Source organism: Thiocapsa bogorovii (assembly GCF_021228795.1).
Lineage (GTDB): Bacteria > Pseudomonadota > Gammaproteobacteria > Chromatiales > Chromatiaceae > Thiocapsa > Thiocapsa bogorovii.
In genome coordinates this window covers 3,208,124-3,230,909 of the sequence record NZ_CP089309.1, presented here as the reverse complement: position 1 = coordinate 3,230,909, position 22,786 = coordinate 3,208,124, and the positions used below count along the sequence as shown (strand labels likewise).

The following is a 22,786-nucleotide window of genomic DNA, read 5'->3' as shown; positions in this document are numbered from 1 at the left end:
CTCACCCCGCACCGGCGCGAACATCTCGACCAGCCCCCGAGCCCCCGCCGATGACCTTGCCCGCCGATCAAGTCGCAGATCAATCCGCCGATCGCGTCACCGATCGCGTCGAGCAGCGCTCGTCGGCCCGCGCCGATGCATCGCCGGGCCGATACGATTGGCGTGTCTTGGCCGACATGGTGCTGCGCCATCGCCGTGAGCTGATCCTTGCAAACCTGGTGGCCATCCTGGCCGCACTCGCCGCGATTCCGATGCCCTTGATCCTGTCCCTGATGGTCGACGAGGTCCTGCTCGACGACCCCGGGGCCATGGTCGCCTTCATCGACCACATCTCGCCCGCGAGCTGGCAAGGCCCCATGTGGTATCTGCTCGCGGCCTTGCTCGCAACGCTTGTGCTGAGATTCGCGAACGTCGGACTGAGCATCGTCGAGACACGTCTCTTCGGCCGCATCGCCCAGGATGTCGTCTTTCGCATGCGCGGCGATCTGCTGCATCGGCTCGAGCGCGTCTCGATGGCCGAGTACGAGACCCTCGCCGGGGGCACGGTCGCCTCTCATCTCGTGACGGACATGAACGCGATCGATGACCTGGTCTCCTCCGCGGTCAGTCGTTTCTTGGTCGCCACGCTCACCATCCTCGGCACCGCCGCCGTCCTGCTCTGGATGCATTGGCAGCTCGGGCTCTTCATCCTGCTGCTCAACCCTGTCGTGATCTACATCACGACCCGGTTCGGGCGGCGCGTCAAGGCGTTGAAACGGCAGGAAAACCGTGCATTTCAGGGGTTTCAGGAGTCGATCTCCGAGACGCTCGACGCGATTCGGCAGATTCGGGCCAGCAATCGGGAAGGCTTTTACGTGGGGCGCAGCGTCGAGAGTGCCCGCCGGATTCGCGACACCTCGTTCGAGTACCGATGGAAGGCGGACGCCGCCAACCGGCTGTCGTTCCTGATCTTCATCGTCGGCTTCGATATCTTCCGCGTAGCGGCCATGCTCATGGTGGTCTTCTCGGATCTATCGATCGGTCAAATGCTGGCCGTCTTTGCCTATCTATGGTTCATGATGAACCCCCTGCAAACGATGCTCGACGTCCAATACGACTACCACAGCGCACAGGCCGCCCTGGAACGCATCAATCGACTGCTCGGGATGGGGCTGGAGCCCAAGTACCCTCATCGAACAGACCCCTTCGCCGGCAAGGAGACGGTCGCGATCGATCTGAGAGACGTGCGCTTCGACTACGGAGGCGGAGAACCCGTGTTGAACGGTGTGACGTTGAGCATCGCGGCGGGCGAGAAGGTCGCGGTGGTCGGCGCGAGCGGCGCCGGCAAGACGACGTTGGTGCAGGTGATCCTCGGGCTCTACCCGATCCGTCACGGCCGCATCCTCTTCGACGGAATCCCGGTCGAGGAGATCGGATTGGACGTCGTCAGAGACCATGTCGCCACGGTCCTGCAGGATCCGTCGCTCTTCAACGACAGCCTGCGCATGAACCTGACCCTCGGACGCGACATCCCCGACGCGCGTCTCTGGCATGCACTCGAGATCGCCCAGCTCAAGGACGTGGTGGAAGGGTTAAGCGAAGGGCTCGATGCCGTGCTCGGCCGAGACGGCGTCCGGCTGTCCGGCGGCCAACGCCAGCGCCTGGCGGTCGCACGGATGGTGCTGGCCGATCCCAAGGTCGTGATCCTCGACGAGGCGACCTCCGCGCTCGACACCGGGACGGAAGAGCGCCTGCATCGGGCCATGACCGGATTCCTGTCCGGTCGAACCACCATCATCATCGCCCACCGCCTGACCGCGGTCCTCCAAGCCGACCGCGTGGTCGTCATGGAGCAGGGACGCATCAGTCAGGAAGGGCGTCACGAGGATCTGATCGACGAGGTCGGCCACTACGCCACCCTCTATGGCACTCAGCGCTGACCGATCAACCGAGTGCAGCACGGCAGATGTGTTGAGACGGTTCGTTGTCGTTGTCGTTGTCGTTGTCGTCATCGACCATCGCTACGACCAAGATGCCGATGCCAAACGCATCGCATCGGCCGCGCGTCTCAACGCCGCCGCAGGAGCCGCGAGAAGGCACGCATTGGGGCGGTCAACCGCCAAGAGGTGGAGCGTCTCAGCGCCTCGACCTCTTGTTCCAGCGTATGGATCCGCGCATCGAGCGGAGACACGGGGTCCCGATCCTCACCGAGCGGATCCGAGGGTTCCCGCGGGGGCCAAGGGTCAGGCACACCGGAGGATAGGCGATGCCGGTGACGAACGCTGTTACGATCGACAGGCAGCGGATCGGCGCTAGCCAGGATGCCTTTCAGAAAGTCCGTGTCGTCGGACGCGGCATCGTCGAACCGACACCCGTCGAGAAACAAGGCGCGCTCGAACAGGAGGCTCGCAAGCGGGTACACCTGCCCGGAATCGATCCGGGCTAGATTGGGATCCCCGCTCAGCTCCACTCGGCGCATCAACCGTCCGTCGAGCAGCTCCTCGAGCACCGCGCCGGACCGCGCCAAGCGCGCCTGCCCGTCGAGAGAGAGCCGCGTCATCAAGGACGCGACATGATCCGGGTCGAGCAGGGTCGCCTCGTCCAGGATGAGCAGATAGGTCCCGGTGGCCTGCATCATCCCCGTATTCGCTGCCTCGCCGCGCGGTGTGTTCGGATCGCACTCGACCCATCGGATCGGAAAACGCGCACCCCCTTCCGGGGGGCGCGGCAGTGATCGAGCCGCGTCGGAGCGCTCCGCGAGAGCGACCACCTCCAGGCTCGGATAGGTCTGGTGAAACACCGAGTCGAGTGCCTCTCGGCCGGATCCGCTGTCCGCTCCGATCAGGATCGCCGAGACCAAGGGCGGCGCAACCACCTCCGCTTGGCGTTGCGTGTAGTAGACCCCGGGGCGGACGGCCAGCGACGGATCCAGCCGAAGCGCATCGCCCCGAACGATCCGATAGGCTTCCGCGGCGAGCACGATGGCGGGCAGGGTGTAGGTGCGATAGACGTTCAGGGCACCGATGTGTCGCCCGTAGTCCTGCTGCGCCAGCTGACTCGCAAAACAATCGACGGCCGCCTGTTTGCGCTGCACAAGGTCGGTGATGTCCAGCAAACGATTCGGGTGCAGGGGGACTCCGACCTCGTACATCACCAAGGCGATGTCGCCCCCACTGCGCCGCACGGCCTCCGCGCCCGTCAAGGCGACCGCGTAGTGATCCGGGTGCATCTCCCACCAGGAGGGTACGTAGACCAGGTCGGCCTGCTGCTCGCGGATCGCATCCATCATCCGCTCGATCAGGGCCTCTCCGTAGGCGATCCCGCGATCCGGCATCCTCCAGCACAGCGGCTCGCCATAGCCGAGGATCTCCGCGGCACACCGTGACTCCTGCTCGCGGACAGGTGCATATTCGCTCCCGGCGCCGCTTGCCGCACCGCCATCGGTGACGATCACGACCGCGAGCGGATCGCCGGCGGCGACGTGCCGCATGATCGCCCCCCCGCACCCGAGGACCTCGTCGTCCGGATGGGGCGCGAACACCAATGCGCGCCCCGGCCCAAGCGACTGCTCGGCACGATAGGGAACGAAATGCTGCTCGACGAAGCTCATGACTGGCGTATCCCCGATGTTTCTCGGATGCCGCCTAATGGAAATCGGTGTCACCGGACATCAACCACCAGCGGTCGCGGAGCCGCTCGGGCGCCGGTCCGTCGACCCAAACACTCGTCGGAATACTGATGTCCAGGTCCTTGACCTCTCCGTCGGGCCCGCCGAGAGCCGAGACATGCTGTTGCGTGATCCAACAGAAAACCGACGGCAGTCCCCAGAGGGCCGTCAGCCGACGGGCTTGATCGACGAGGACCGGCAGATTGGAGCGAGGCGCGACGAGATCGACGAGCTCGACCGCATCATTCCCCTTTCGCAACACCAGGAGTCCGAGCGGACGACCGGTCAGACGCGACGTCACCAGCAAGAGCTCGTAGTGGTTCAGCGGATGCGCGGCGTACCGATAGGCGATGTAAGACCAATCCCGGATCGCGAGGACCCCGTCCTCGAAATCCCGGGCCATCGCCGACCAGAGACGCTCCACGGCGCGGCGATCTCCTGCCTGTTCGGGATCGAGATGGCGCACGCGACTCGCGAGACGAGCGCGCGTATCGCCGCCCGGCCAGCGTACCTCCATTAGCCGCCCAACCTCGGCATAGAGTCCAAGGGTCTCGGCGAGACGCTCGTGGCGTCGGCTCGGGAAGCCATACCCGAGTGGAACGCCCTGCAGCCCGAGAAAGATCTCGGCAAAGGTGGCCGCCGTGAGGAACATGGCACCGGACTTGGTCATGATGCCGCGCTCGCGGGGATCGACCATGACATCGCAGATCTGCACCGTGACGATCGGCTCGCCGAAGAACCGAACCCGGCGTCGCGTGCAACCATAGTGTGCGACCAGACGCCCACCGGTTTCGGCGATGATGGCGTCGCCACGACCGTCCCCGTATTTCCAACGCCAGAGTGCGACGTCGATATCCTGATTAAAGGCGCTCTTAAAGAGGCCGACGAAGCGGGGGACGTCGCGCTCGGGCAAGACCATGACGCGCCAACGTGGATCTCGGTCGGCCCGCACGAACGACAGACACCGCCGCTGCGCCGATTGCGGATGCGACCTCGCCTCCGGTTCGCGATCCGACACGAAGCCGCATCGCGCCGCGATTGCCCTCAGATAACCGATTCGACGCGCGTAGGCAGCCGATTCGAGATCGTCATTGGACTGCCGGGACACAATCAGGTTCGCGCGCCCGCCGGGCGCAAGCCGCTCGCGCAAGCCGTTGAACAGCGCCAGCGGCGGTTCGGAAAGCCGATATCCGATCAGGACGACATGCACGAGCTGCAGCACATCCCTCGACTCCGCAGAGCCAAGCGAACCGACCCCGCTCGCACCGACGTCCGCCGCGGCAGACCCGGACGCGGAGGAGCCGCACCTCGAGACGCCGTAGCCGAGCGCCGTTAGAACGGATGCCGTGTCCGTCCGATCGGACCCCAGCACGAGGACATCGCCGGGGGACTCCTCCGGGAACACGGCAACCGACCAGGTCTCCATGGCCAACCGTGCCTCGTCGATCGTCTAAGGAGCAGGGGCGGCGGGCGCGCGAAACCAGTCCCCCTTGGAAAACACCCAGCGGTCCGAGCGGGTCCGCTTCAGAGGCTTAGCGATCTGCGGGGCCCTCACGACCATCTCGAGATACAGCCGTGCCTCGTCGCCGTCGATCTCGACCGCCGTGGTCTTGTACTCGACCACGTCCCAGACGTTCTTGTCAGAACGCCGACGAAAGGCATCCGCGGTCAGGGATCCGTCCACCGAGCCCAGCTCCAGGGTATAGGCGGTCGCGAGATCGCGGATCCGGATCGCATCCCAATAGGCCGCGACCCGCTCGTCCAAACGCGCGCGCTCGGGCTGCTCGCCCGATAACACGGTCGCGGGCGCGATCGTGACTAGCACGGCAGCCAGGAGGACTAGCAGTGTTTTGATATCCATGGGCCGATACTCTTTGTTCAATGGGGAGATGCGCCCGAATACAGGGGTTGCGCGGGGGTGATCGGCATCACTCGGATGCCTCGAAAAGGCCGTTCGGGTAGGCTGCCTTGAGATCTTCGACGAGCAGCTCGACCTTCGTCGACTTTGCCAGCGACGCGGCATAGGCCTGTCTAGCCCTCTCCTGCCCATCGGCCTGCATGCGCTGGACCACGCTGTCGCGGGCCTGCTCGAAGGGTGTGATGACCGCCTCGCGCTCTTCGGTCAGCATGAGGATATCGAAGCCGACCGGCGACTCCAACACAGCAGTATGCTGACCGACCTCGACACCCTCGAGTGCGGACTCCAGCCATTCATGTCCGTCGCGCCAGACGAAGCCGAGGTCGCCGTCGGTTCCCTTCTCGCGGGGATTCTCGGTCAGCGCCGAGGCCAAATCCGCGAAGGACTCGCCCGCCTTGAGACGCTCCAAGACGGCCTCGGCCCGTGCACGCACGGCCGCTTTTTCCTCCTCACTCGCACCTTCCGGCACGCGAAGCTGGATCTGGCTCAGTCGCACGGATGCCGGAATCCCGAACATGTCCTTGTTGTGCTCATAGTAGTCACGCAGGGCCTCTTCGTCCGGCGCGGGAGGCGCGGGGAACTTCGCCGCGGCAAGCTGGGCGAAGGCGACCTGCTGCTCTTCGGGGGTTGATGTCTCGGTGATCGAGCCCGCATCGAGCATCGCTTGGCGCATCAGCTCGGCCTCCACCAGCGTGCGCAGGAGCTGGCCCTTGCCTTCGGGCGTCGTCGCCTCGTGGACGCGGCCGGGGTTCTTGGTCAGGAACTGCATGAACTGCTCGACCGTGATGTCGCGTTCACCCACGCGTGCCATCACCACCGGGGTAACCTGCTTTTCGGGGGCCTGGGCCTTTTCCGGGGCCTGGGCGACGGGCTCTGCCGGAGCGAGACCGGGCCCGATCAGCAGGCAAATGCAGAGTGCAAGTGAGTAGGACAAAAATCGCATAAGAACTCCGATAACAAATCAAGCGTACAAGGTCGAAGCAAGGGTCTCGGGCCAGAGCAGACGTGGCCTGCCTTGTCGATGTCCGGAAAAGGAGCCAATGCGCTCACGAGGCATGTTTAGTCGCCGGCACGAGCCGCGGCTATCGAATGCTCCGGCAACCCGATCAGGCCCCGCGGGCCGCCTCAATCGATAGGAACCCCGGCTGCGGTCATCGACTCGAAGGTGTCCCAAAGCGGACCGTAAAGGATGTATCCCGAGTCGGAACTGCCTGTGCGCCCCAGCACCGCGTCGAGTGCGCCGTCACCGTCCAGGTCGACGAGCAGCATCTTGCGGATCACCCCGACGGGCGCGAACGGCAGAATACGAGACTCGAGCGCTTCGCCCGACCAACCCTGCGGGATTCGCATCAACGCCAGATGCGTCTCCGCGGCCGCCAGGAGATAGCCGGCCCCGTCCTCATCCTGCCCGAAAGCGATCGACCGGATCCCTTTGACGCCTTTGGCGTTTTCGCCAGTCGACGGAAACGGGATCGATACAGGCGTCAGTTGACCGGTCCCGTCGTTCAGGAGCACATTCACCTGTGCACGCCGCGAGGGCGTCGCGACCTCGTCCGGCACCAACAGATCCGGCGTACCGTTGCCGTCGGCGTCGGCAACCACGATGTGTCGGGGCATCCCGCCTTGCTCGAAGGTCCAGAGGACCTCGATCGTCGGCACATCATCGCCGCTCGGCGCCCGCACGACATTCAGGCGATGGGACCTCGGCTCGGGAAAGAGGATCTCGTCGCTGCCGTCACCGTCGAGATCGGCCGCCGCGACCTGGTGGATCTGCGAGAGCTGAGAATCCAGCTGGAGTCCGTAGGCGAGACCGCGTGCCGCCGTTGCCCCTTTGAAGTCCTTGATCAGCAGCAGGGTACTCTGTGCGAAAGGCGCGACGGCGAGCCCAAGACCCGCGTCCGGCCAACGAAAGAAGGCTGAGACGCGCGGTGCGGGCGCATTCATTTGTGCGACGAGCCCCAAAGAGCCGCCGGGGCCCGGCTCGAACACACGCAACGCATTCACCCCCTCGGCGTTCATGAGATAGAGACGCGGATCCTCTCCGGGCAGGCGCATCAGGTCGCCGGGATGGAACCCGACCTCCTCGATCTTCGGTCCGGGCGCGAAGACACGCGGACTCGTTTGGAGAAAGACCTGGGTGTAGCTCGCATGATGGGTGGTGAAGGCGAGATCGAGCAGCCCGTTGCCGTCGATGTCGTCGGCAAGGACGTCGAAAGCGATGGCGTTGAAGGGAAGCCTCTGTGCCGGCGACTCGGCCGCCGCTTGGGGAGGCGGCTCGGAATCACAGCCGGCGAGCCCCCCGAGCAGGGAAAAGAGTATCGGGTAGGAAAAGGCTTTTCCGAAAGGACGTGAGAGAGACATGGGCCTGTTGATCCGTTCGACCGCGGGCCGAATATGATACCACTCGAGCAATTGCCGAGGGACTCGGCAAACTCGTTTCCAAAACTCAAACGGAGGAAATCGCGGTCGAGTGACGTCGGAGCGACTGTGCTCGACATGCGGCGGAGACCGCGCGTCGGCCAGCCCGTGGAAACTTCGGCCGTAATCGAGCAAAAAAAAAAGACGATGCACATTGCTGCGCATCGTCTCTTCAGGGCAAGAAGAACGGCTTACTTGTAGGTGCCGCGCTCTTGGCCCAGCGAGGTGGTGAACCTCAGGTTGTCGATCGCATCCCAGTCCATCAAGATGCTGAAGGCCACGCCGGCGGACTCAGCTTGGTTGATGTTCGTGTCGATGTACTCGGGGATGTAGTAGGTCACGAAACCGACCTCGGTCGCTGCAGCCGCGGTCGGCAAGCAGAATGCATTCGTGTCATCTACGAACTCATTGCCGTCGGTATCGCCAAACGCCTCGGGAACATAGATCACGTTCAGTTCGTACGGGAGATCGACGGAGCTGGAGCAGCTGAGCTCGTCGCTGTCGAAGACGTCGACGCCGAGGCCAACGCCGTCGTTACCGAGATTCACGTCAAGCCACACGACATGGATGCTCGGGAAGTTGCGATCGGACAGCGCCAGGTTGAACACGGTCGTGTCGTTCAGGATGCCGTCGGACCGGTTAGTACGCATGCCGCTGATCAGCGGGGAGACCGCGCGCGGGATACCCTGCGAGTTGTACTTAACGTTGTCGGCCACAGAAACCGGGCTGTCGAACGCGCCATCGGCACCGTCGCTCATCGGCAGAACCGGGATCGGAGCCAGAGTGCCTACGCCGGTTTCCGGATCATACAGCTCGAACCAAGCCTCGCCGAACATGGCGAAGTCTGCCGCCGCACCGGTGCGAGCGGTCTCGGTACCGATCACCATGTAGCCTTCCTCGCCCGCGCGGGCACCGCCGGAGGCCTGCAACCAGTCGATAACGACGACGTCATCGGCCGTGACCGGGACGATACGGTTCAAGCGATGGACGCTTTCCTTGTCGAACCAGTACCAGTGGATGAAGTTACCGGGAACCAGGTCTTGGTCGTTCGGGATAAAGTGTCGGGCCCGGGTTGGTCGGGGTGGTGTGCGGAGCGGTGAAGTTGTTCGGGATGCCGTCGAAACCGACCGTTCCCGGGATCGTCACCTGGATGATAGTGTTGGATGCCAGCGGCTGGTCGCCGCCGTGCGCAACGAGCGGGATCAACAGGGCTTCGCCGACGGGGCCGGCGATGACCGCATAGGACGGCGCACTGACCACTGCCAAGCCTGCCGAAACACCGGCCGCGATAGCCAGCTTTTTAAAGTTTGAGCTCATAACTTGCCTCTCTTCCATTGTCAAGTTCACATGTGATGACCGACTGACCGCGCCGACCCCAATTGTTTGGCCCCCCTGGCGGTCGATCGAGGAGTTCCACACAGTTGCGGCAATACCTCTTCGCGGTGCATGCAAAGTATGCCGCATCGTTGCCGAAAGTCAACCTCAAGCGGGCCTTTTTTGTTGCAACCGTGCATCTGTCACATTTTCACCGCCCCGCAGTGTGGCGGACACGCCCCGGACAGATGGCCCGATCGGCGAGGCATGATCGTCGGCAAAATGACACACTGATCCGACGGGTTTCACCGCGTGACGACCTGGGTTGGAAGGGCGTGATTCGAACCCCGGCATGCAGAGATCAGGGTCGCCGTCACGCCTTCCCGGCCGGTCGTCCAGGCCGCTCGCCAGCCTTGATCGGCGGCCAGACTTCGAAAGCGGGCCAATGTCGTCCCCGCATCGAACTCGGAGCGCATGCTCTCGCACCCCGCTGTATCGGTCTCGCACGAAACCGGCGATGCAGGCCAAAAGACCCGTAGAAGACCGCCGGGCTCGAGAATCCTCCGACATTCGGTCAGCCACTGCTCCTGCCGGGCCGTCGCAAGGCGATCGGGGTCGAGGATAAGGATCTCGGAAAAGGTGCTCTCGGACCAAGGCCAGGGCATATCAAACGTATCGTGTACGATCTCAACCGGGATGTCCAAGGCCGAAGAGGCGTGATGCAGAAATGCGACGCGGGCGAGATCGCCCGTCTCGAGTTGAAGACGTGTCCCCTCGGCCGGTCCCGCAATCGGATCCATGAGCTCGGGGGCCCGCTGCGCCCAATAGGCGAGACACTCGCGGCCACGCGCATACCAGTCCGGCCGAGTATGCAGCCCGGTATCTTGACCATGCAGCAGCCACAGTCGGTCGGCGGATCTCGACACGGATCCGAACCACTGAGCGACGCGAGCGATGCCGCAGCTCGCGAGATAACCGCTGAATAGGATATCGTCGTGGTACCGGAAGGCATCGAGTGCTTCGAGATGCGCCCGGATGTCGCTTTGGAAGAAGCGTCTGCGGTACAGCACCCCCCGATAGCCCTCCAACACCTGGACCGGCTGCAGCATCCCGGCCGAAGGCTCCTGCTCGTTCCAGTGCCGAATCGCGGGTCCGTCAGGCCGCTCCTCCAAGCTCCAGCCCGTGAACCCGATCGCATGCTCGGGCAGAAGCGTCGAGGTCGCGACCAGCTTCTCGATCAGCTCGGGCGGATACTCGATATCGTCGTCGACGGGGATCAGCAGGGTCTCGGGATCGGTCTCGACCTCCAACGTCGGCAGGAGCTTCATCGCCGGCCCGAGATCGAGACCGGCACGCACGACGACGCCGGGAAAGCTCGGAAGGCGAGCCGTTGGCCCGAAACGCTCCTCGGGCAGCCACAGGTAGATCGCATCGGGGGGACTGGTCTGGCGCAGAATCGAATCAACGGCTCGGCTCAGCATCGCCTCCCGGCCGGGGATGGTGGTGAGCGAGACGACGACGCGCATACTTCTCCATTAAACTCCGCGGTTCTGGCGGGCTGCTTCGGCAACGAGGTCGGGAGGGCTCGGGAACCGCAAGGATACAGAACAAAACCGATCGAGATCCAACGCCCAGTGAAAGAAACGACCTCCCCGACCCTGGGCGGGTCGCACGATGGTCCGCTCCGGGCCAAGCCAACTCAGGACCTTACACATGTCGACCACGCCGACATCACCCTTGAAGATCGTTATCTTCGGCCCCTACAAGACCGGTACGTCGGGCCTCCATGCCAAGATCGCCAACTCGGTTTCGGGACCGCTCAGGAGCATCTTCGAAAAACCGAGCTACACGCCCGAAGACGCAGACGCCAACCAATGGGTGCTGGCCAAGACCATCGCCTGGTTCGACGGGCGCACCACCGCCGAGAAATACGCGAGCTTTCTCGGCTTCGACCGCAAGATCGTCCTGGTGCGCGACCCCCGCGACTGGATCGTCAGCGCCGTACTCTTCATCGTCCAGCAAGAACCGTCGATCTACGAGGACGACGGCAAGATGGTCGACATCCTCGCGCGCCTGCACGCGAAAGAGACCGACCCCGCGGGCACCCCGCTGGCGAGCCTGCTCGAACGCGTCTTGGAGCTGAGCGATCATCACGAGTATCGTCGAGAGCTAGACTGGATGCGGGACCAATTCCGTTGGCTACCGCTATTCGAGACCGAGATCGGCGATCACCTGGTCGTGCGTTACGAAGATTTCATCGACGGTCGTCTGGCCGATCTGGAGTCGTACCTCGGATTCCCGCTCACCGGCTCCGCCCAAGTGCCCACCAAGATCGACCACGTCCCCCGAACATTGGGATATGGAAACTGGCGGCACTGGCTTACCGAGACGGATGTGGCGTTGTTCGAGCCGTTCTTCCGAGACTATATGGCGCACTACGGCTACCGCGACGCTTGGGACCTGGCGCCGAATCCGAGTATTCCTCCTGAGCATTGCACCGGGTATGTCCTCAGAACGGTGAACAAACGGCGTCAAACCCCGCTGGCCTGGCCCTGATCGGGCACGAGCATCTGCGGGACCAGTCCGGCGGCCAGGCGCTCGTGCATCCGCACGTAGAGTGCTTCGAGGTGTCGCGCAAAACCCGAGGGGTCGAAATAGGGGGCGGTCTCCCGGGCGAGCGCCAGGCGCTGCCGCACCTCGGCCAAGGCGAGCGGATCCGTCGCCAGGCGCAGTGCCTTCGCTTCGTAAGCGTCCAGGCTCGAGGTGATCAGCTCGGGCAGCCCCGCTGCGTGCAGCAGGCTTGCCGCGACCCGCGACGCAAAGGTGTCGCCGACGCAGGTCAGCACGGGCACCCCCATCCAGAGTGCATCCGATGCCGTCGTGTGGGCGTTGTAGGGCAGTGTATCGAGCATCAGATCCGCCAAGGCCAACCGGGCCAGATGTTCCGGCTGCGGGACTCGCTGCGCGAGCACCAAACGCCGCGGATCAATCCCGCGGCGCTCGGCCTCTTGTTTTAGGTTATCGATCGCCGCGTCCTGGGACGCGAACAACCACAGCAGAGATCCGGGCACCGCTTGCAGTAAACGGCACCAGCGCTCGAAGACCTCAGGTGTGATCTTGCGCGGGTTGTTGAAGCAGCAGAAGACGAAGCCATCATCCGGCAAACCCGCGGCGGCACGGCGGGGTGTCTCCGCGATGTGGCGGTGCGGATCGACAGGCGCATAGGCATCCGGCAGATAGGCCAGCGCCTCGTCGTAGCTCGAGGCCTGCTCGGGCGGAATCACCACAGGATCGGCAATCAAATAGTCCATGAAGGGCACGGCCATCGTCCCCGGATATCCCAGCCAGTTGACCTGAATCGGGGCCGGCCGCAGGGCGAGGATCTCGGTGCGCGCCCCGCGGGTATAGCCTTTCAGGTCGACGAGGATGTCGATCTCGTCGTCCCTGATCCGCGTCGCGGCCTGCGTATGGCCGAGCTCGCGGATATCGACGAAGTGCTCGAAGGCATCGATCAAACGGCGGCGCGTCGCACTTTGATCATCGGGCCCGTAGGAGTAGGCGAAGACCTCGAAGCGCTCGCGATCGTGCGCCTCGAAGACGGAGGCCGTGAGATAGGCCGTTGCATGCTCGTGCAGGTCCGCCGAGAGATAACCGATGCGCAGACGCCGCGGGGACGGGGCGACGGACGAGCGCGCCGGGAGCACGGATGCAGCACTCGCATCGAAGCGCCGCGCCTCGGCCCTTGTCAACCGCTGCAGATCCGAGGCGGTCAAGCCGGGGAGAAAGAGCGCGGCAAACGCCGAGATGGGCGGCGGGGACGGACCCCGCAGCTGCTCGAGCAGACGCCCGAGACGCTCTTCGGACCCCCGCCAGTCGCAGAGATAGCGCTGGTTGACGACGAGCGCGGGCAGCAGCCCGGCGGGCCGCTCGCCGAAGCGCGCGAGGCTCTGCTCGAGCACCGCGACAGCCTTCGCGCGATCCCTGATCTCCCCGTACCAACCCGCCAGGGTCAGGAAATGCTGCGGCGCGGCCGCGCCCGCCTCGATCGCGTCCGTCAGGTGTTTGATGGCCGAACGCGGATCGCCTTGCGCGGCTCGCAGCGAGGCAAGTGCGATCAAGAGCTCGGTCTTGCGGGCACCTCCCGATGACCCGGCCTGTTTGATCAACTCCCCCGCCTCCGCGACGCGATGATCGACCAACAAGGCCGAAGCCAAGGCGAGCCGGGCACCGGCGTTGTTGGGGCTCGCGCGGAGGATCGCCTCGTAATGCTCGCGCGCCTCGCCGAAACGCCCCGTGAGGTGGCAGACCTTGCCGAGCTGCAAACGGACGTCGGCACGCCCCGGATGCGTGCGAATGAGATCGCGATAGATCGCCTCCGCCTCGGCATAGCGCTCGCACTCGCAGAGCACGGACGCGAGGTTGATCGCGGGCTCGGCGAAGTCCGGCTTCAACCGGATGGATTCGCGATAGGCATCCATCGCATCCTGCAGGCGACCGAGCGCACTGAGACAACACCCCCGGTTGTAATGTGCGACCGGATGGCGTGGCTCGAGACGGATCGCGGCCGTATAGCAGGCCTCGGCTGCCGCCGGATCCCCGCGCGACAGGAGCAGATTGCCGAGATTGATCCGTGCCGGCAGATGATCCGGGGCTGCGACCGTGCATTGCCGCAGCCATTGCTCGGCCTCCTCCAACGAGCCGCGCCGAGCGGCGATCTGGCCCATCAGAGCAAGCGCCTGCGGGGCCTTCGGTGCCCGCTTGAGGACCTTGCGAAGTGCACGCTCGGCCTCGTCGAGCCGCCCGGCCCCGTAATGCTCGCGCGCCTGCATAAAGCGCCTTCGCACATCGTCACGCGGCGGCTGGGGCGCCATCAGGCTTTTGGATACACGCGATTTCATTCGGTGAACCTAGATTACGTCATCCGCGCTATTATGGCGCCGCATTCGAAATGTGACCAACCGACGTCGCAAACCCAAAACCTCGACGCCGACCGGAGTCGCGGAGAGCCTTGTATGCCGCGCCGGCCGCGGATCCACGGGGTTTCGGTCGATCGACAAGACTGATGCACGGGACATCGACATCCAGAGAAGATCCGATGAGCTACCACTCGCAACACGGCCAAGATCAGTTCATCCACGAGCGTTTTTTCAAGGACCACAGATCGGGGACTTTCATCGAGTTCGGCGCACTCGACGGGGTCATCGACAGCAATACCCTGTTTTTCGAGCGCGAGCTTGGCTGGAACGGGATCCTGATCGAGCCGAATCCGGTCGCCTTCGCACGGCTCGTCAAGAATCGCCCCGATGCGATTAAGGAGAACGTCGCCCTCTCCGACTGCCACGGGCGGATGCCGTTCGTTCAGATCATCGGCGGGTTTCTCGGCTGGTCCGGCATCGCCGCGGACATCGAGCCACAGCATCGCGAAAGGATTCAAGGTCATCTCCCGCAGGAATCCGTGCACGAGATCGAGGTCGAGGTGCGTGACTTGGCGTGGCTGCTCGATCGCCATCCGCTCGATCAGGTCGATTTCATGAGCATCGATACCGAGGGGACCGAGGCGAAGATCATGCGGGCCTTCCCCTGGGAGCGCGTTCGGGTCTCTGTATTCTGTATCGAGAACAACTTCGACAACTACGCGATCGACGACCTGATGAACGACCGTGGTTACACGAAGATCGCGCGACTCGGCACGGACGACATCTTTTGTCTGCATGAGCTTGCGCAGGCCTGAAGGCCGGGTTGCGCCTGTGTACCTCCGCGCGTCAGGTGACGCTAAGCCAAGATCTCCGAAGCCCGGTATGCTGCGAGCCAGTCGCCGCGTTCGCGCTCCCGCGTGAATTCGGAAAGAACGCGCGCACGCGCCCGCTCGGCTAGAGATCTGCCGAGCTCCGGATCATCGAGAATCCGGGCGATGGCCTGCGCAAGTCCCTCGGCATCGCCAGGCTCGATCAACAGCGCCTCGTGCTCGGGGGTAACCAGCTCCGGGATGCCGCCCGCGGTGGTCGTGACCAGCGGGACACCTGCGAGCATCGCCTCGAGCACCTTGAACGGCGAGGTGTCCGCATAGGAGGGCGCAACGATCAGATCGCAGGCGCGGCAAGCGGCCAGCATCCGCGCGTGCGGTATTCGGCCCATCCGCCAAACCCGGGCCTGTTCCGGCAGGGCCTCGATCCGTCGATTGAAGTAGGCCGCTTCGGTCGCTCGAATCGGACCGCCGAGCGCGAGGGTCAGCGGGCGTTGCGTCACCAGCGTCCCGTAGGCACACAAGAGGACGTCGAGACCGACCACACGCCGAAACTCGCCGAAACATCCGATGACCGGGTCATCGCCCCGGCGCTCCACGACCGCCTCAAGGTCGAAATCCGCCTCGGCGACGTGATTGCGGATGATCCGGATCGGCGCCGCGGGCCGCAGCAAGCGCTCGACGATGCGCTGTGCCTTTTCGGACTTGCAGGTCACCAACACAGCCTGCTCCGCGGCTGCCTTGAGATGGGGGTAGGCCGCGCCGAAGATGCGCCGCTCAAGGTCCTGGCCGCAAAAGGTCAGCACCAAGGGTTTGTCGATGAGTGCAGAGACATAGGCCCCGATGAAGGCCAGCTCGCCGTATCCGCCGTAGACATGGATGGCGTCGAGGCGCTCGCGCCGGGCAATGCTTAGGGCTTGCTCCGCCCAAGAGCGTACCCGCAGCTCCTTGTTGAGCATCTGGTCGCCGAGCTCGGGGACGAGGATGCGCTCGATATTGAAGTCCGCGGCAAAGACGACATACGCCGGGCTGCGACCGGGACGTTCCCGGACCTCGACCCTTCCGGCCCAGTCCTCCTCGGCGCCCGACATTGCAAAGCGGATCGGGACCATCTCGAGGGAGTCGCTCAAGAGTTCCGATAGATGTCCGGAAGATACCGTCGTGCCGCCGAAATCTCCGAATTCCCCGATCAAACCGACACGCGGCTTTTTCAGCATGACGCAGGAAAACGCGTCGGTGTAGCGACTCTCATAGCGGCTCCGCGGAGATTCTCTATTGCAGGACGCAACACGCGGGACCGTTATGCGGCCGTCCCGCGCGAGCGCGACGAACCTAGCATTCGCCGCAAATCAGTGTCAACGAAGAGGACCGCGGGCTCGCCATGCCCGGCTCATTAGGCCGGCCACCGAACGTTGAGCAAAACTCATGCAACCAACGGAGGTTCATGACATCAACAAGAGCTCGTGACATCCGCTCCGAGGTGTCACGCATTCCCCATGGCGCTCCGCGCCACGTGCCACGATGGCCGAAATGACCAACCAGCTTCCCGGCCAGTTGGCGCGCGTCATCAGAGGTCGCCGCCCGAGCGGTCGTCACTGAAGAGCAGTTCCTCTCTCGGAAATCGCCCAAGTGCAGCGCGTCCGCATTCCCTGCCGGAAGCGAGTGCCGACATTGCCGCAGATGCGGTGCGATTGCCCTCGGCATCGTGACCGGGACGCCTCGGCCGGGCTTGTCCCGCGGCGGCACGGTCGCTACGATGATCGACGCCCCGGTTTCAGGCCTTTTGGTCCCGCAAACGATTCCGGATCGGCCCTTCCTTTCTCCCAAGGAACTCTTGCGCAATGGAACGACCCTCAAACGTCTTGATCGGAGCAACGCTGATCGCGGTCGGACTCGTCGCCGGAGCCGCGCAGCTTATCCCAGGAATCACACCTTGGCTCGACCTCGCCGACCGCTGGCCGCTCGTCATCGTCGCCCTCGGGGTTGTTTCGCTGGGGATCGGACTCCTCTCCGCACGCCGCATCGCGACGCCGGGCATCCTGCTTGTCGGCACGGGTTTGATCCTGCTCTATCAAAACAGCACCGGGGATTGGGGGAGCTGGTCGTATCTCTGGGCGCTGTATCCGATTCTCGCCGGATTAGGCGTCCTCTTCACCGACGCACTGCGCGGCGATCTTCGGCGTGGGCTTCGCCGGAGTGCGCGCACGATCACGCTGGGCGCGATCCTATTCCTGATCGCATGGGGCGTGTTCAAGGGGTTTGACTCCGTCGAACAGCTCTGGCCGCTGCCCATCATCGCGGTTGGTGCCTGGATGATTTGGAAGGGCCGGCAAGAGACGGATGCCGCAAAGGGATAGGTCGATCGGCGACGTGTCTCAGACGCGCCCGCTAAGCTGCCCGGATCCATCCGCAACACCCGCCCTGCGATTGCGGCGCGGATCCTGATGCCTCGCATCCTCGACGACCTCGCCGGGCTCGGCGTTTCCAGGGCAACGATCACCCGTTTGACGGTCTTGACGCTCCTGTTTGCCGTCTCGGAGGGCGTCGGGCTCGGGATGCTGGTCCCGATAGCCGCCTACGCGAGCGGAATGGGCCGCGACGCGGGCGGAACCGGCATCATGAAGGATCTCGAGGCGCTCTTGAGCGGATTCCTCGGTACCTCGGATGCGGACCTGATCCTCGCCGGATTGCTCTTGATGGCCGCCGTGCCGTTTGGCCTGCGCGTCTGGCTCTTCTACCGCCGCGAGATCCATCTGGCAGCTCTCAAGGAAGAGATCAGCCGCACTGTCCGCCGGCGGCTCATCACGGCGCTGATGCAGGCCGACCTCGGATTCCTGGGCAACCGCTCGCAAGGCGAGCTGCAAGCCTTGGTCACCGTCGAAGCCGATCGTGCGGTGGAGGCCGTCGCGGGCAAGGTGGCCTTCCTGACGGCGAGCGCACTGAGCATCACCTATTCCGTCCTGCTCGTGGTCGTATCGCCGCAGCTCGCGCTCTACGCCGCCCCCGTCTTCGCGCTGACAGGCCTGCTCCTGCGGCATCACGGCCGAAAGGCCGACCGCACGAGTCGTCGACTCAGCGAGCAGAACACGGCACTCGGCGAGCAACTGAGCGACGGGATCTTCGGGATCGAGCGTATCAAGCTCCGTGCGCGCGAGGACGACGCGATCGCGGAGCTGACCGGGGTGACCGACCGCATCGCGCGCAACATGAAACAGGGCGATCGGCTCCGCGCCTTGATTCAGGTGCGCACCGAGCCGCTCTTGGTCATGTCGGTCTTCGTGATCGTCTATCTCGCGATCGCAAAGGTCGGCATGGGCTTTGCCGCACTCGGGATCTTCTTGCTGGTGATCACGAGATTGGTGCCCCAAACGCTCGCCATGTCTCAACAGTGGGCGCAGATGCAGGTCTACAACGGGAGTCTCGAGCGTCTGCGCACCTTCCTAGCCGACGCGGGCGCGCATCGGGAAGCGGCTTGCGGAGACCGGCCCTTCACGGATCTGCACACAGCGATTCGGCTCGACGCGGTCGGATTTCGGTACTCGAACAGCGACACGCGCGGGGCGGCGCTCGCAGGCCTGTCGTTGGCGATCCCGGCCCGTCGCACCACGGCTGTCGTCGGGCGCTCCGGGGCCGGCAAGACGACATTGATCCGCTTGTTGACGGGTTGCTATCGTCCAACCGAAGGGGTCATTGTCTTCGACGATACGCCTTTGCAGGAGATCGACCGAGCGGCGCTGCGCCGCCGCATCGGTGTCGTGGCCCAGAAACCCTTCTTTTTCGGCACCTCGCTGCGGGAGAATCTAACCTTCGGCATCGACCCCGCGCCCTCGGAGGATCGAATCCACGAGGCCCTGCGTTTGTGTCACTGTGCCGACTTCGTCGCCGGCCTTCCCGACGGCTTGGAGACCGGTGTCGGCTCCCACGGCGCTCGCTTCTCCGAAGGCCAACGCCAGCGTCTGGCGATCGCTCACGCCCTGCTGATCGACCCGACGCTGCTTATCATGGACGAGCCGACCGCGGCACTGGATTCCGAATCGGAGCGTGCCATTCAGGCCACGCTGGCCGCGCTCTCCGGACGCATCACGGTGATCGTGATCGCGCATCGCCTCTCGACCATCCGGCACGCCGACACCATTCTGGTCATGGATCAGGGCCGCCTGCTTGCGCAAGGCACCCACACGGCGTTGCTGCGCGACTCCCCGCTCTACCGAACGCTCTTTGAACAGAACAGTTCCTAGGCGATTTCCGGAGAATCGTGTCCCCGACGCGCTCTGTGTCGAATTTGGGTCCGACCCGGCGGTATAGCCATCCTGCGGCGCTCTTGTAAGGCTGAAGCCCGACCCACGGCGGGTATGCGGTTTCGCGGAAATCGCCCTAACCCTCGACGTCGCTCACGCGCGTCGGCTGCGCCACTCGTCGGTCATCCGACGCGCCGTGCGGAACAGAAAAAGCCAAGGCAGGCGCGCGCCCGACCAGCGTCGCAGAAAGACCAACCAACGCGGAACCCGGCAGGACGCGATGGGCAGCGCCTGAATCGCCCCGAGCGGCGGACGCGGATCGAGCGAATCCCAATGCAGGACGCCGCGCACAACGGCGTCCCAGGCGAGGAGCAGCGCCAACGCTTGGGAAAGATCGCCGTCCCGATCGGGCGCCTGCCTTAGCGCGAGCTGCTCGTAGGCCTTCGCCACGTGATCGCCGAAGTCGAATCGCTCCGGGCGATCGTCGTACGGCTCGCTCAAGGCATAGTCGAGCTGACGACGCACGAAGTCGCGCAGATCGCGGTAGTTGCGGTGGTGGATGTGGAGGCACCCGGGTGGCTGCAACTCCTTCAGCCGCTGCCAACCGGTGGTCATGCGCGGTGAGACATGGATGGCGTCCGGCCAGGTCACCGTGCCGCGGCGAAACAAACGAACCTGATTGTCCGGATACCATGGCTGGGCACGCAGCCACTGCTCACCGACGTAGTTGTAGCGCGGCAGTGCGAAGGCATCGAACCGATCGCCCTGCTCCGCGATCAGCGAGGCGACGGCCGACTCGGCATCTTCGGCCAGCCACTCGTCCGAATCCAGGACGAGGATCCAGGGGTGGGTGGCCATGCCGGTCACCCGATCCCTGACCCCATCGACGCGCGGAGCAGGATCTAAAGGAATGATGCGCGCGTCGTAGCGACGCGCGATCTCGAGCGTCTCGTCCCGGCTGTCCATATCCGCCACGATGAGCTCGTCCGCCCAACGCAACGAGGCCAGCGCCTTCGCAAGTGTCTCTGCCGAATTGCGCGTGTGGACGATGGCCGTGATCGCGGGTCTATCCATCGATGCTGTAACGGCCTTGCCAACGCTGCATGAAAAGCCTCCGTGAACCGACATCGAGACGCACGCGCCCAGGGGTCATGGACTCGAAATGCAAGGAATCCGCGCCATGATAGCACCAGACTCGCCAGCCCAAATCGCGCGCACGCAGACAGAAATCGACATCTTCGAGCCCGAAGGCATACTCCTCGTCCAGACCGCCGAGTGCAGACCAGAGGGCATGCCGAACCATCAGACAGGCCCCGGTCACGGCCTGGAATTCGCGGTCACGCATCGGCACGAGATCGGCGGGACGACAGCGATCCAGATGATAGGGGCCACGCCGTCCAGCGCCGAAGACCACGCCGCCGTGCTGTAGCGATCCGTCCGGAAAGAGCAAGCGCGCCCCGCAGATCCCGATGCGAGGATCGGCCTCCATCAGATCGAACATGCCCCCCAGGGTGTTCGGGTGCAGCAGGACATCGTTGTTGAGCAAGAGAAGGTAGGGATTCGGATAGCGCCGTGCCGCCAGGTTGTTCGCGGAGGCGAAGGCTTGGTGGCGGTCGAGTCGGATCAGGTGTCGACCCGGTTTCGACCAAATGGCCTCTCGGTAGGGGGTCGGAGAGGCGTTGTCGACGATCACCACGCTGGACTCATCGGCGACCCCCGCGATCGCCAACGCCGTCTCCAGATGGGCCGTGCAGACGGCGAGCAATCCATCGAGCCCGCGCGAGACCAGGATACAGGTCAGGGCCCGGGCGCTCATGTCAGCTGCTCGGCCAAGCCGGTTTCGAGGAGACGACGTAGCTGCTCGCGCTGCACCTGCGGCCGATACGCCAGCGCCGTCTCCACGGCACGATGACGCAGGCGTGCGCGCTCGCTCGCCTGACTCGGGTGCGCCAACCGATCCAGGGCGTCCGGCAGATTCTCGGGCTCGGCGATCAGGCAGTTCTCGCCGTGACGCAAGTACTCCATGCCGCCTTTCACCGGCACGCTGACCACGACACAGGCCGCGGCCATCGCCTCCAAGGCAGGAAGGCCGAACTGCTCGCCGAGTGCGCTCGCCAGAAAGACGCCTGCACGCTGAAGACGACGCGCCACCTCGGCCTCTGCGAGCCCGTCGATCGGAGTGAAATCGAAGGCGCGCACCCGCAGGAGACAGCGGAGCAGGATGCGGAACCCCCGCCTCGGCATATAGGCCACCTGGTTGTCGAGCTTGAGCCCGCAGCTGAAATAGAAGCAGTCGCTGATCGAGATGCCGACCTGAACCGACTCGCGTCCATGCACGGTAAGCACATAGTCGGTCGCCTGGTCCCAGCAGGTGAGAATGAGAACGTCCGAGTCGGCGAAAATCGGATCCATCAGCGGATCCGTCCCCTGCGCATGGCAGACGCGACGCCCGGGCAGATGGGCCAGTCGCCGATGATCCGGCGGCCAAGTGATCATGACGATGTCGCGCTCGGTGATGCGCGGGATCACATCGGCCTCGGAGAGGACCCCGAACCGCCCGGCGAACCACTGAGGCGCGAACCCGTCGCGCATGCAGACGACCGCCGAAATCCCGAGCGTGTTCAGCATCTCCACGAACTGACAGGCGACCTTCACGCCGCCGAAATGGCCGGAATCCGGCAGAAAGTAATAGATCATCGGGAGACCAAGAGCCGACGCAGCGTGAATCCGGGCCAGGCGAGCAGGCGCATGGCCCGCGCCAGCGCCGCCCCGTGGAACCGTTCCGCGTAGGCGGTGCGTCCGGCGTTCAACAGGGCCAGACGCTGCGAGGAGCTCACAGCCGCGCCCTCGCCCTCGAGATGGACGACATCGATGTCGGACTCGAGGATGACGCCTCCGAGCTCGCACATGCGTCGCCCGAGGACCACATCGCCCATGTACATGGGAAAGGATTCATCCATACCTCCCAGCGCGTCGAACCACCGCCTCGACATGACTAGACAGGCGCCGTGAGGCCAGAACCAATCAGGATCATGGTATCGCGGGAGTCGCCGTAGAAGTCGCCTCAAGCCGAGGTTGAAGTAATTGTCGAAGAGGATGTCTCCGAGGAGCTTAAGCGCCGCGTAACCGGGCTGGCGGCCAAGCTGGACCATACCCGGTTTGATCAAGCGGCGCGGAACGACGCAGGCAGACGGATGGTCGGCGAGCAGCCGCAGGGCGTTGTGCCAAAAATCCGGAGGGACGAGGCAATCGGGGTTGACGAATGCGAGATAGTCCGCGCTTCCGAGTGAAGCCCCTCGGTTGGCGGCAACCGCGTAGCCGGGGTTGGAGCTCAGCACGAGCGGCTCGATACCCTGTGCGTCGAGATAGCGGAGCGTCTCGTCGCTCGACCCGTTGTCGACGACTCGCAGACGGCAAACGTCCGAGGCGCACAGGGTCTCGAGACAGCGCGGGAGCATCTGCCCGGAGTTGTACGTCACCAAGACAACGTCGATGGTCGCACGCATGGG

19 protein-coding genes are annotated in these 22,786 nt (G+C 64.4%); 5 read left to right on the top strand and 14 right to left on the bottom strand.

The genetic code is table 11. From position 1 onward, the window contains the following. Positions 1–50 precede the first annotated feature (50 nt). Positions 51–1,919 carry an ABC transporter ATP-binding protein gene (locus LT988_RS14620; RefSeq protein ID WP_232406296.1) on the top strand — a complete coding sequence of 623 codons (1,869 nt, stop codon included), beginning with the start codon at positions 51–53 and terminating at the stop codon, positions 1,917–1,919. Positions 1,920–2,047: 128 nt separating this feature from the next. Here LT988_RS14620 and LT988_RS14615 read toward each other — a convergent pair whose 3' ends face one another. From LT988_RS14615 to LT988_RS14580, 8 genes are all read right to left on the bottom strand, one after another. Beyond that, positions 2,048–3,589 carry a PIG-L family deacetylase gene (locus LT988_RS14615; RefSeq protein WP_232406295.1) on the bottom strand — a complete coding sequence of 514 codons (1,542 nt, stop codon included), beginning with the start codon at positions 3,587–3,589 and terminating at the stop codon, positions 2,048–2,050. 34 nt (positions 3,590–3,623) lie between these two features. Further along, positions 3,624–5,072, bottom strand: coding sequence for a GNAT family N-acetyltransferase (locus LT988_RS14610; RefSeq protein ID WP_232406294.1), 1,449 nt, complete (start codon positions 5,070–5,072; stop codon positions 3,624–3,626). A gap of 24 nt (positions 5,073–5,096) precedes the next feature. Next, entirely contained in the window at positions 5,097–5,507 is a 411-nt protein-coding gene (locus LT988_RS14605; RefSeq protein WP_232406293.1) for a hypothetical protein, read from the bottom strand. 67 nt (positions 5,508–5,574) lie between these two features. Further along, entirely contained in the window at positions 5,575–6,507 is a 933-nt protein-coding gene (locus tag LT988_RS14600; RefSeq protein ID WP_232406292.1) for a peptidylprolyl isomerase, read from the bottom strand. Between the two features lie 182 nt (positions 6,508–6,689). Continuing rightward, positions 6,690–7,925, bottom strand: coding sequence for an FG-GAP repeat domain-containing protein (locus LT988_RS14595; RefSeq protein ID WP_232406291.1), 1,236 nt, complete (start codon positions 7,923–7,925; stop codon positions 6,690–6,692). A gap of 248 nt (positions 7,926–8,173) precedes the next feature. Then, on the bottom strand, positions 8,174–8,962 hold the full coding sequence (locus LT988_RS14590) for a hypothetical protein (RefSeq protein WP_232406290.1): 789 nt from the start codon (positions 8,960–8,962) through the stop codon (positions 8,174–8,176). Positions 8,963–9,005: 43 nt separating this feature from the next. After that, positions 9,006–9,317 carry a hypothetical protein gene (locus LT988_RS14585; RefSeq protein ID WP_232406289.1) on the bottom strand — a complete coding sequence of 104 codons (312 nt, stop codon included), beginning with the start codon at positions 9,315–9,317 and terminating at the stop codon, positions 9,006–9,008. 284 nt (positions 9,318–9,601) lie between these two features. Beyond that, positions 9,602–10,822, bottom strand: coding sequence for a hypothetical protein (locus LT988_RS14580; RefSeq protein ID WP_232406288.1), 1,221 nt, complete (start codon positions 10,820–10,822; stop codon positions 9,602–9,604). Between the two features lie 187 nt (positions 10,823–11,009). On the opposite strand from LT988_RS14580, the gene LT988_RS14575 reads away from it, so the two are divergent. Continuing rightward, a complete protein-coding gene (locus LT988_RS14575; RefSeq protein ID WP_232406287.1) occupies positions 11,010–11,852 on the top strand; it encodes a hypothetical protein in 843 nt (280 codons plus the stop codon). Here the strand turns inward: LT988_RS14575 and LT988_RS14570 are convergent. Then, positions 11,828–14,194: an O-linked N-acetylglucosamine transferase family protein gene (locus LT988_RS14570; RefSeq protein ID WP_232406286.1), complete on the bottom strand. Its 2,367-nt coding sequence runs from the start codon at positions 14,192–14,194 to the stop codon at positions 11,828–11,830. The two genes, LT988_RS14575 and LT988_RS14570, sit on opposite strands and share 25 nt — an antisense overlap. Before the next feature lie 197 nt (positions 14,195–14,391). On the opposite strand from LT988_RS14570, the gene LT988_RS14565 reads away from it, so the two are divergent. After that, a complete protein-coding gene (locus tag LT988_RS14565) occupies positions 14,392–15,027 on the top strand; it encodes an FkbM family methyltransferase (protein WP_232406285.1) in 636 nt (211 codons plus the stop codon). Positions 15,028–15,068: 41 nt separating this feature from the next. Here LT988_RS14565 and LT988_RS14560 read toward each other — a convergent pair whose 3' ends face one another. Continuing rightward, on the bottom strand, positions 15,069–16,256 hold the full coding sequence (locus LT988_RS14560) for a glycosyltransferase (protein ID WP_232406284.1): 1,188 nt from the start codon (positions 16,254–16,256) through the stop codon (positions 15,069–15,071). A 624-nt stretch (positions 16,257–16,880) separates the two neighbouring features. On the opposite strand from LT988_RS14560, the gene LT988_RS14555 reads away from it, so the two are divergent. Both LT988_RS14555 and LT988_RS14550 read left to right on the top strand, forming a co-directional pair. Then, positions 16,881–17,396 (top strand): LiaF transmembrane domain-containing protein, encoded by a 516-nt coding sequence (locus LT988_RS14555; protein ID WP_232406283.1) that lies wholly within the window; start codon positions 16,881–16,883, stop codon positions 17,394–17,396. An 87-nt stretch (positions 17,397–17,483) separates the two neighbouring features. After that, positions 17,484–19,277 carry an ABC transporter ATP-binding protein gene (locus LT988_RS14550; RefSeq protein WP_232406282.1) on the top strand — a complete coding sequence of 598 codons (1,794 nt, stop codon included), beginning with the start codon at positions 17,484–17,486 and terminating at the stop codon, positions 19,275–19,277. 153 nt (positions 19,278–19,430) lie between these two features. Here LT988_RS14550 and LT988_RS14545 read toward each other — a convergent pair whose 3' ends face one another. The 4 genes from LT988_RS14545 to LT988_RS14530 are packed head-to-tail and all read right to left on the bottom strand — an operon-like array spanning position 19,431 to position 22,783. Continuing rightward, positions 19,431–20,351 carry a glycosyltransferase gene (locus LT988_RS14545; RefSeq protein ID WP_232406281.1) on the bottom strand — a complete coding sequence of 307 codons (921 nt, stop codon included), beginning with the start codon at positions 20,349–20,351 and terminating at the stop codon, positions 19,431–19,433. Then, positions 20,344–21,093 (bottom strand): glycosyltransferase, encoded by a 750-nt coding sequence (locus tag LT988_RS14540; protein WP_232406280.1) that lies wholly within the window; start codon positions 21,091–21,093, stop codon positions 20,344–20,346. Before LT988_RS14540 ends, LT988_RS14545 begins: the two co-directional genes overlap by 8 nt. Next, a complete protein-coding gene (locus tag LT988_RS14535) occupies positions 21,090–21,974 on the bottom strand; it encodes a glycosyltransferase (protein WP_232406279.1) in 885 nt (294 codons plus the stop codon). The genes LT988_RS14540 and LT988_RS14535 overlap by 4 nt, the downstream gene beginning before the upstream one ends. Continuing rightward, on the bottom strand, positions 21,971–22,783 hold the full coding sequence (locus tag LT988_RS14530; RefSeq protein WP_232406278.1) for a glycosyltransferase family 2 protein: 813 nt from the start codon (positions 22,781–22,783) through the stop codon (positions 21,971–21,973). Before LT988_RS14530 ends, LT988_RS14535 begins: the two co-directional genes overlap by 4 nt. Positions 22,784–22,786: the final 3 nt, after the last annotated feature.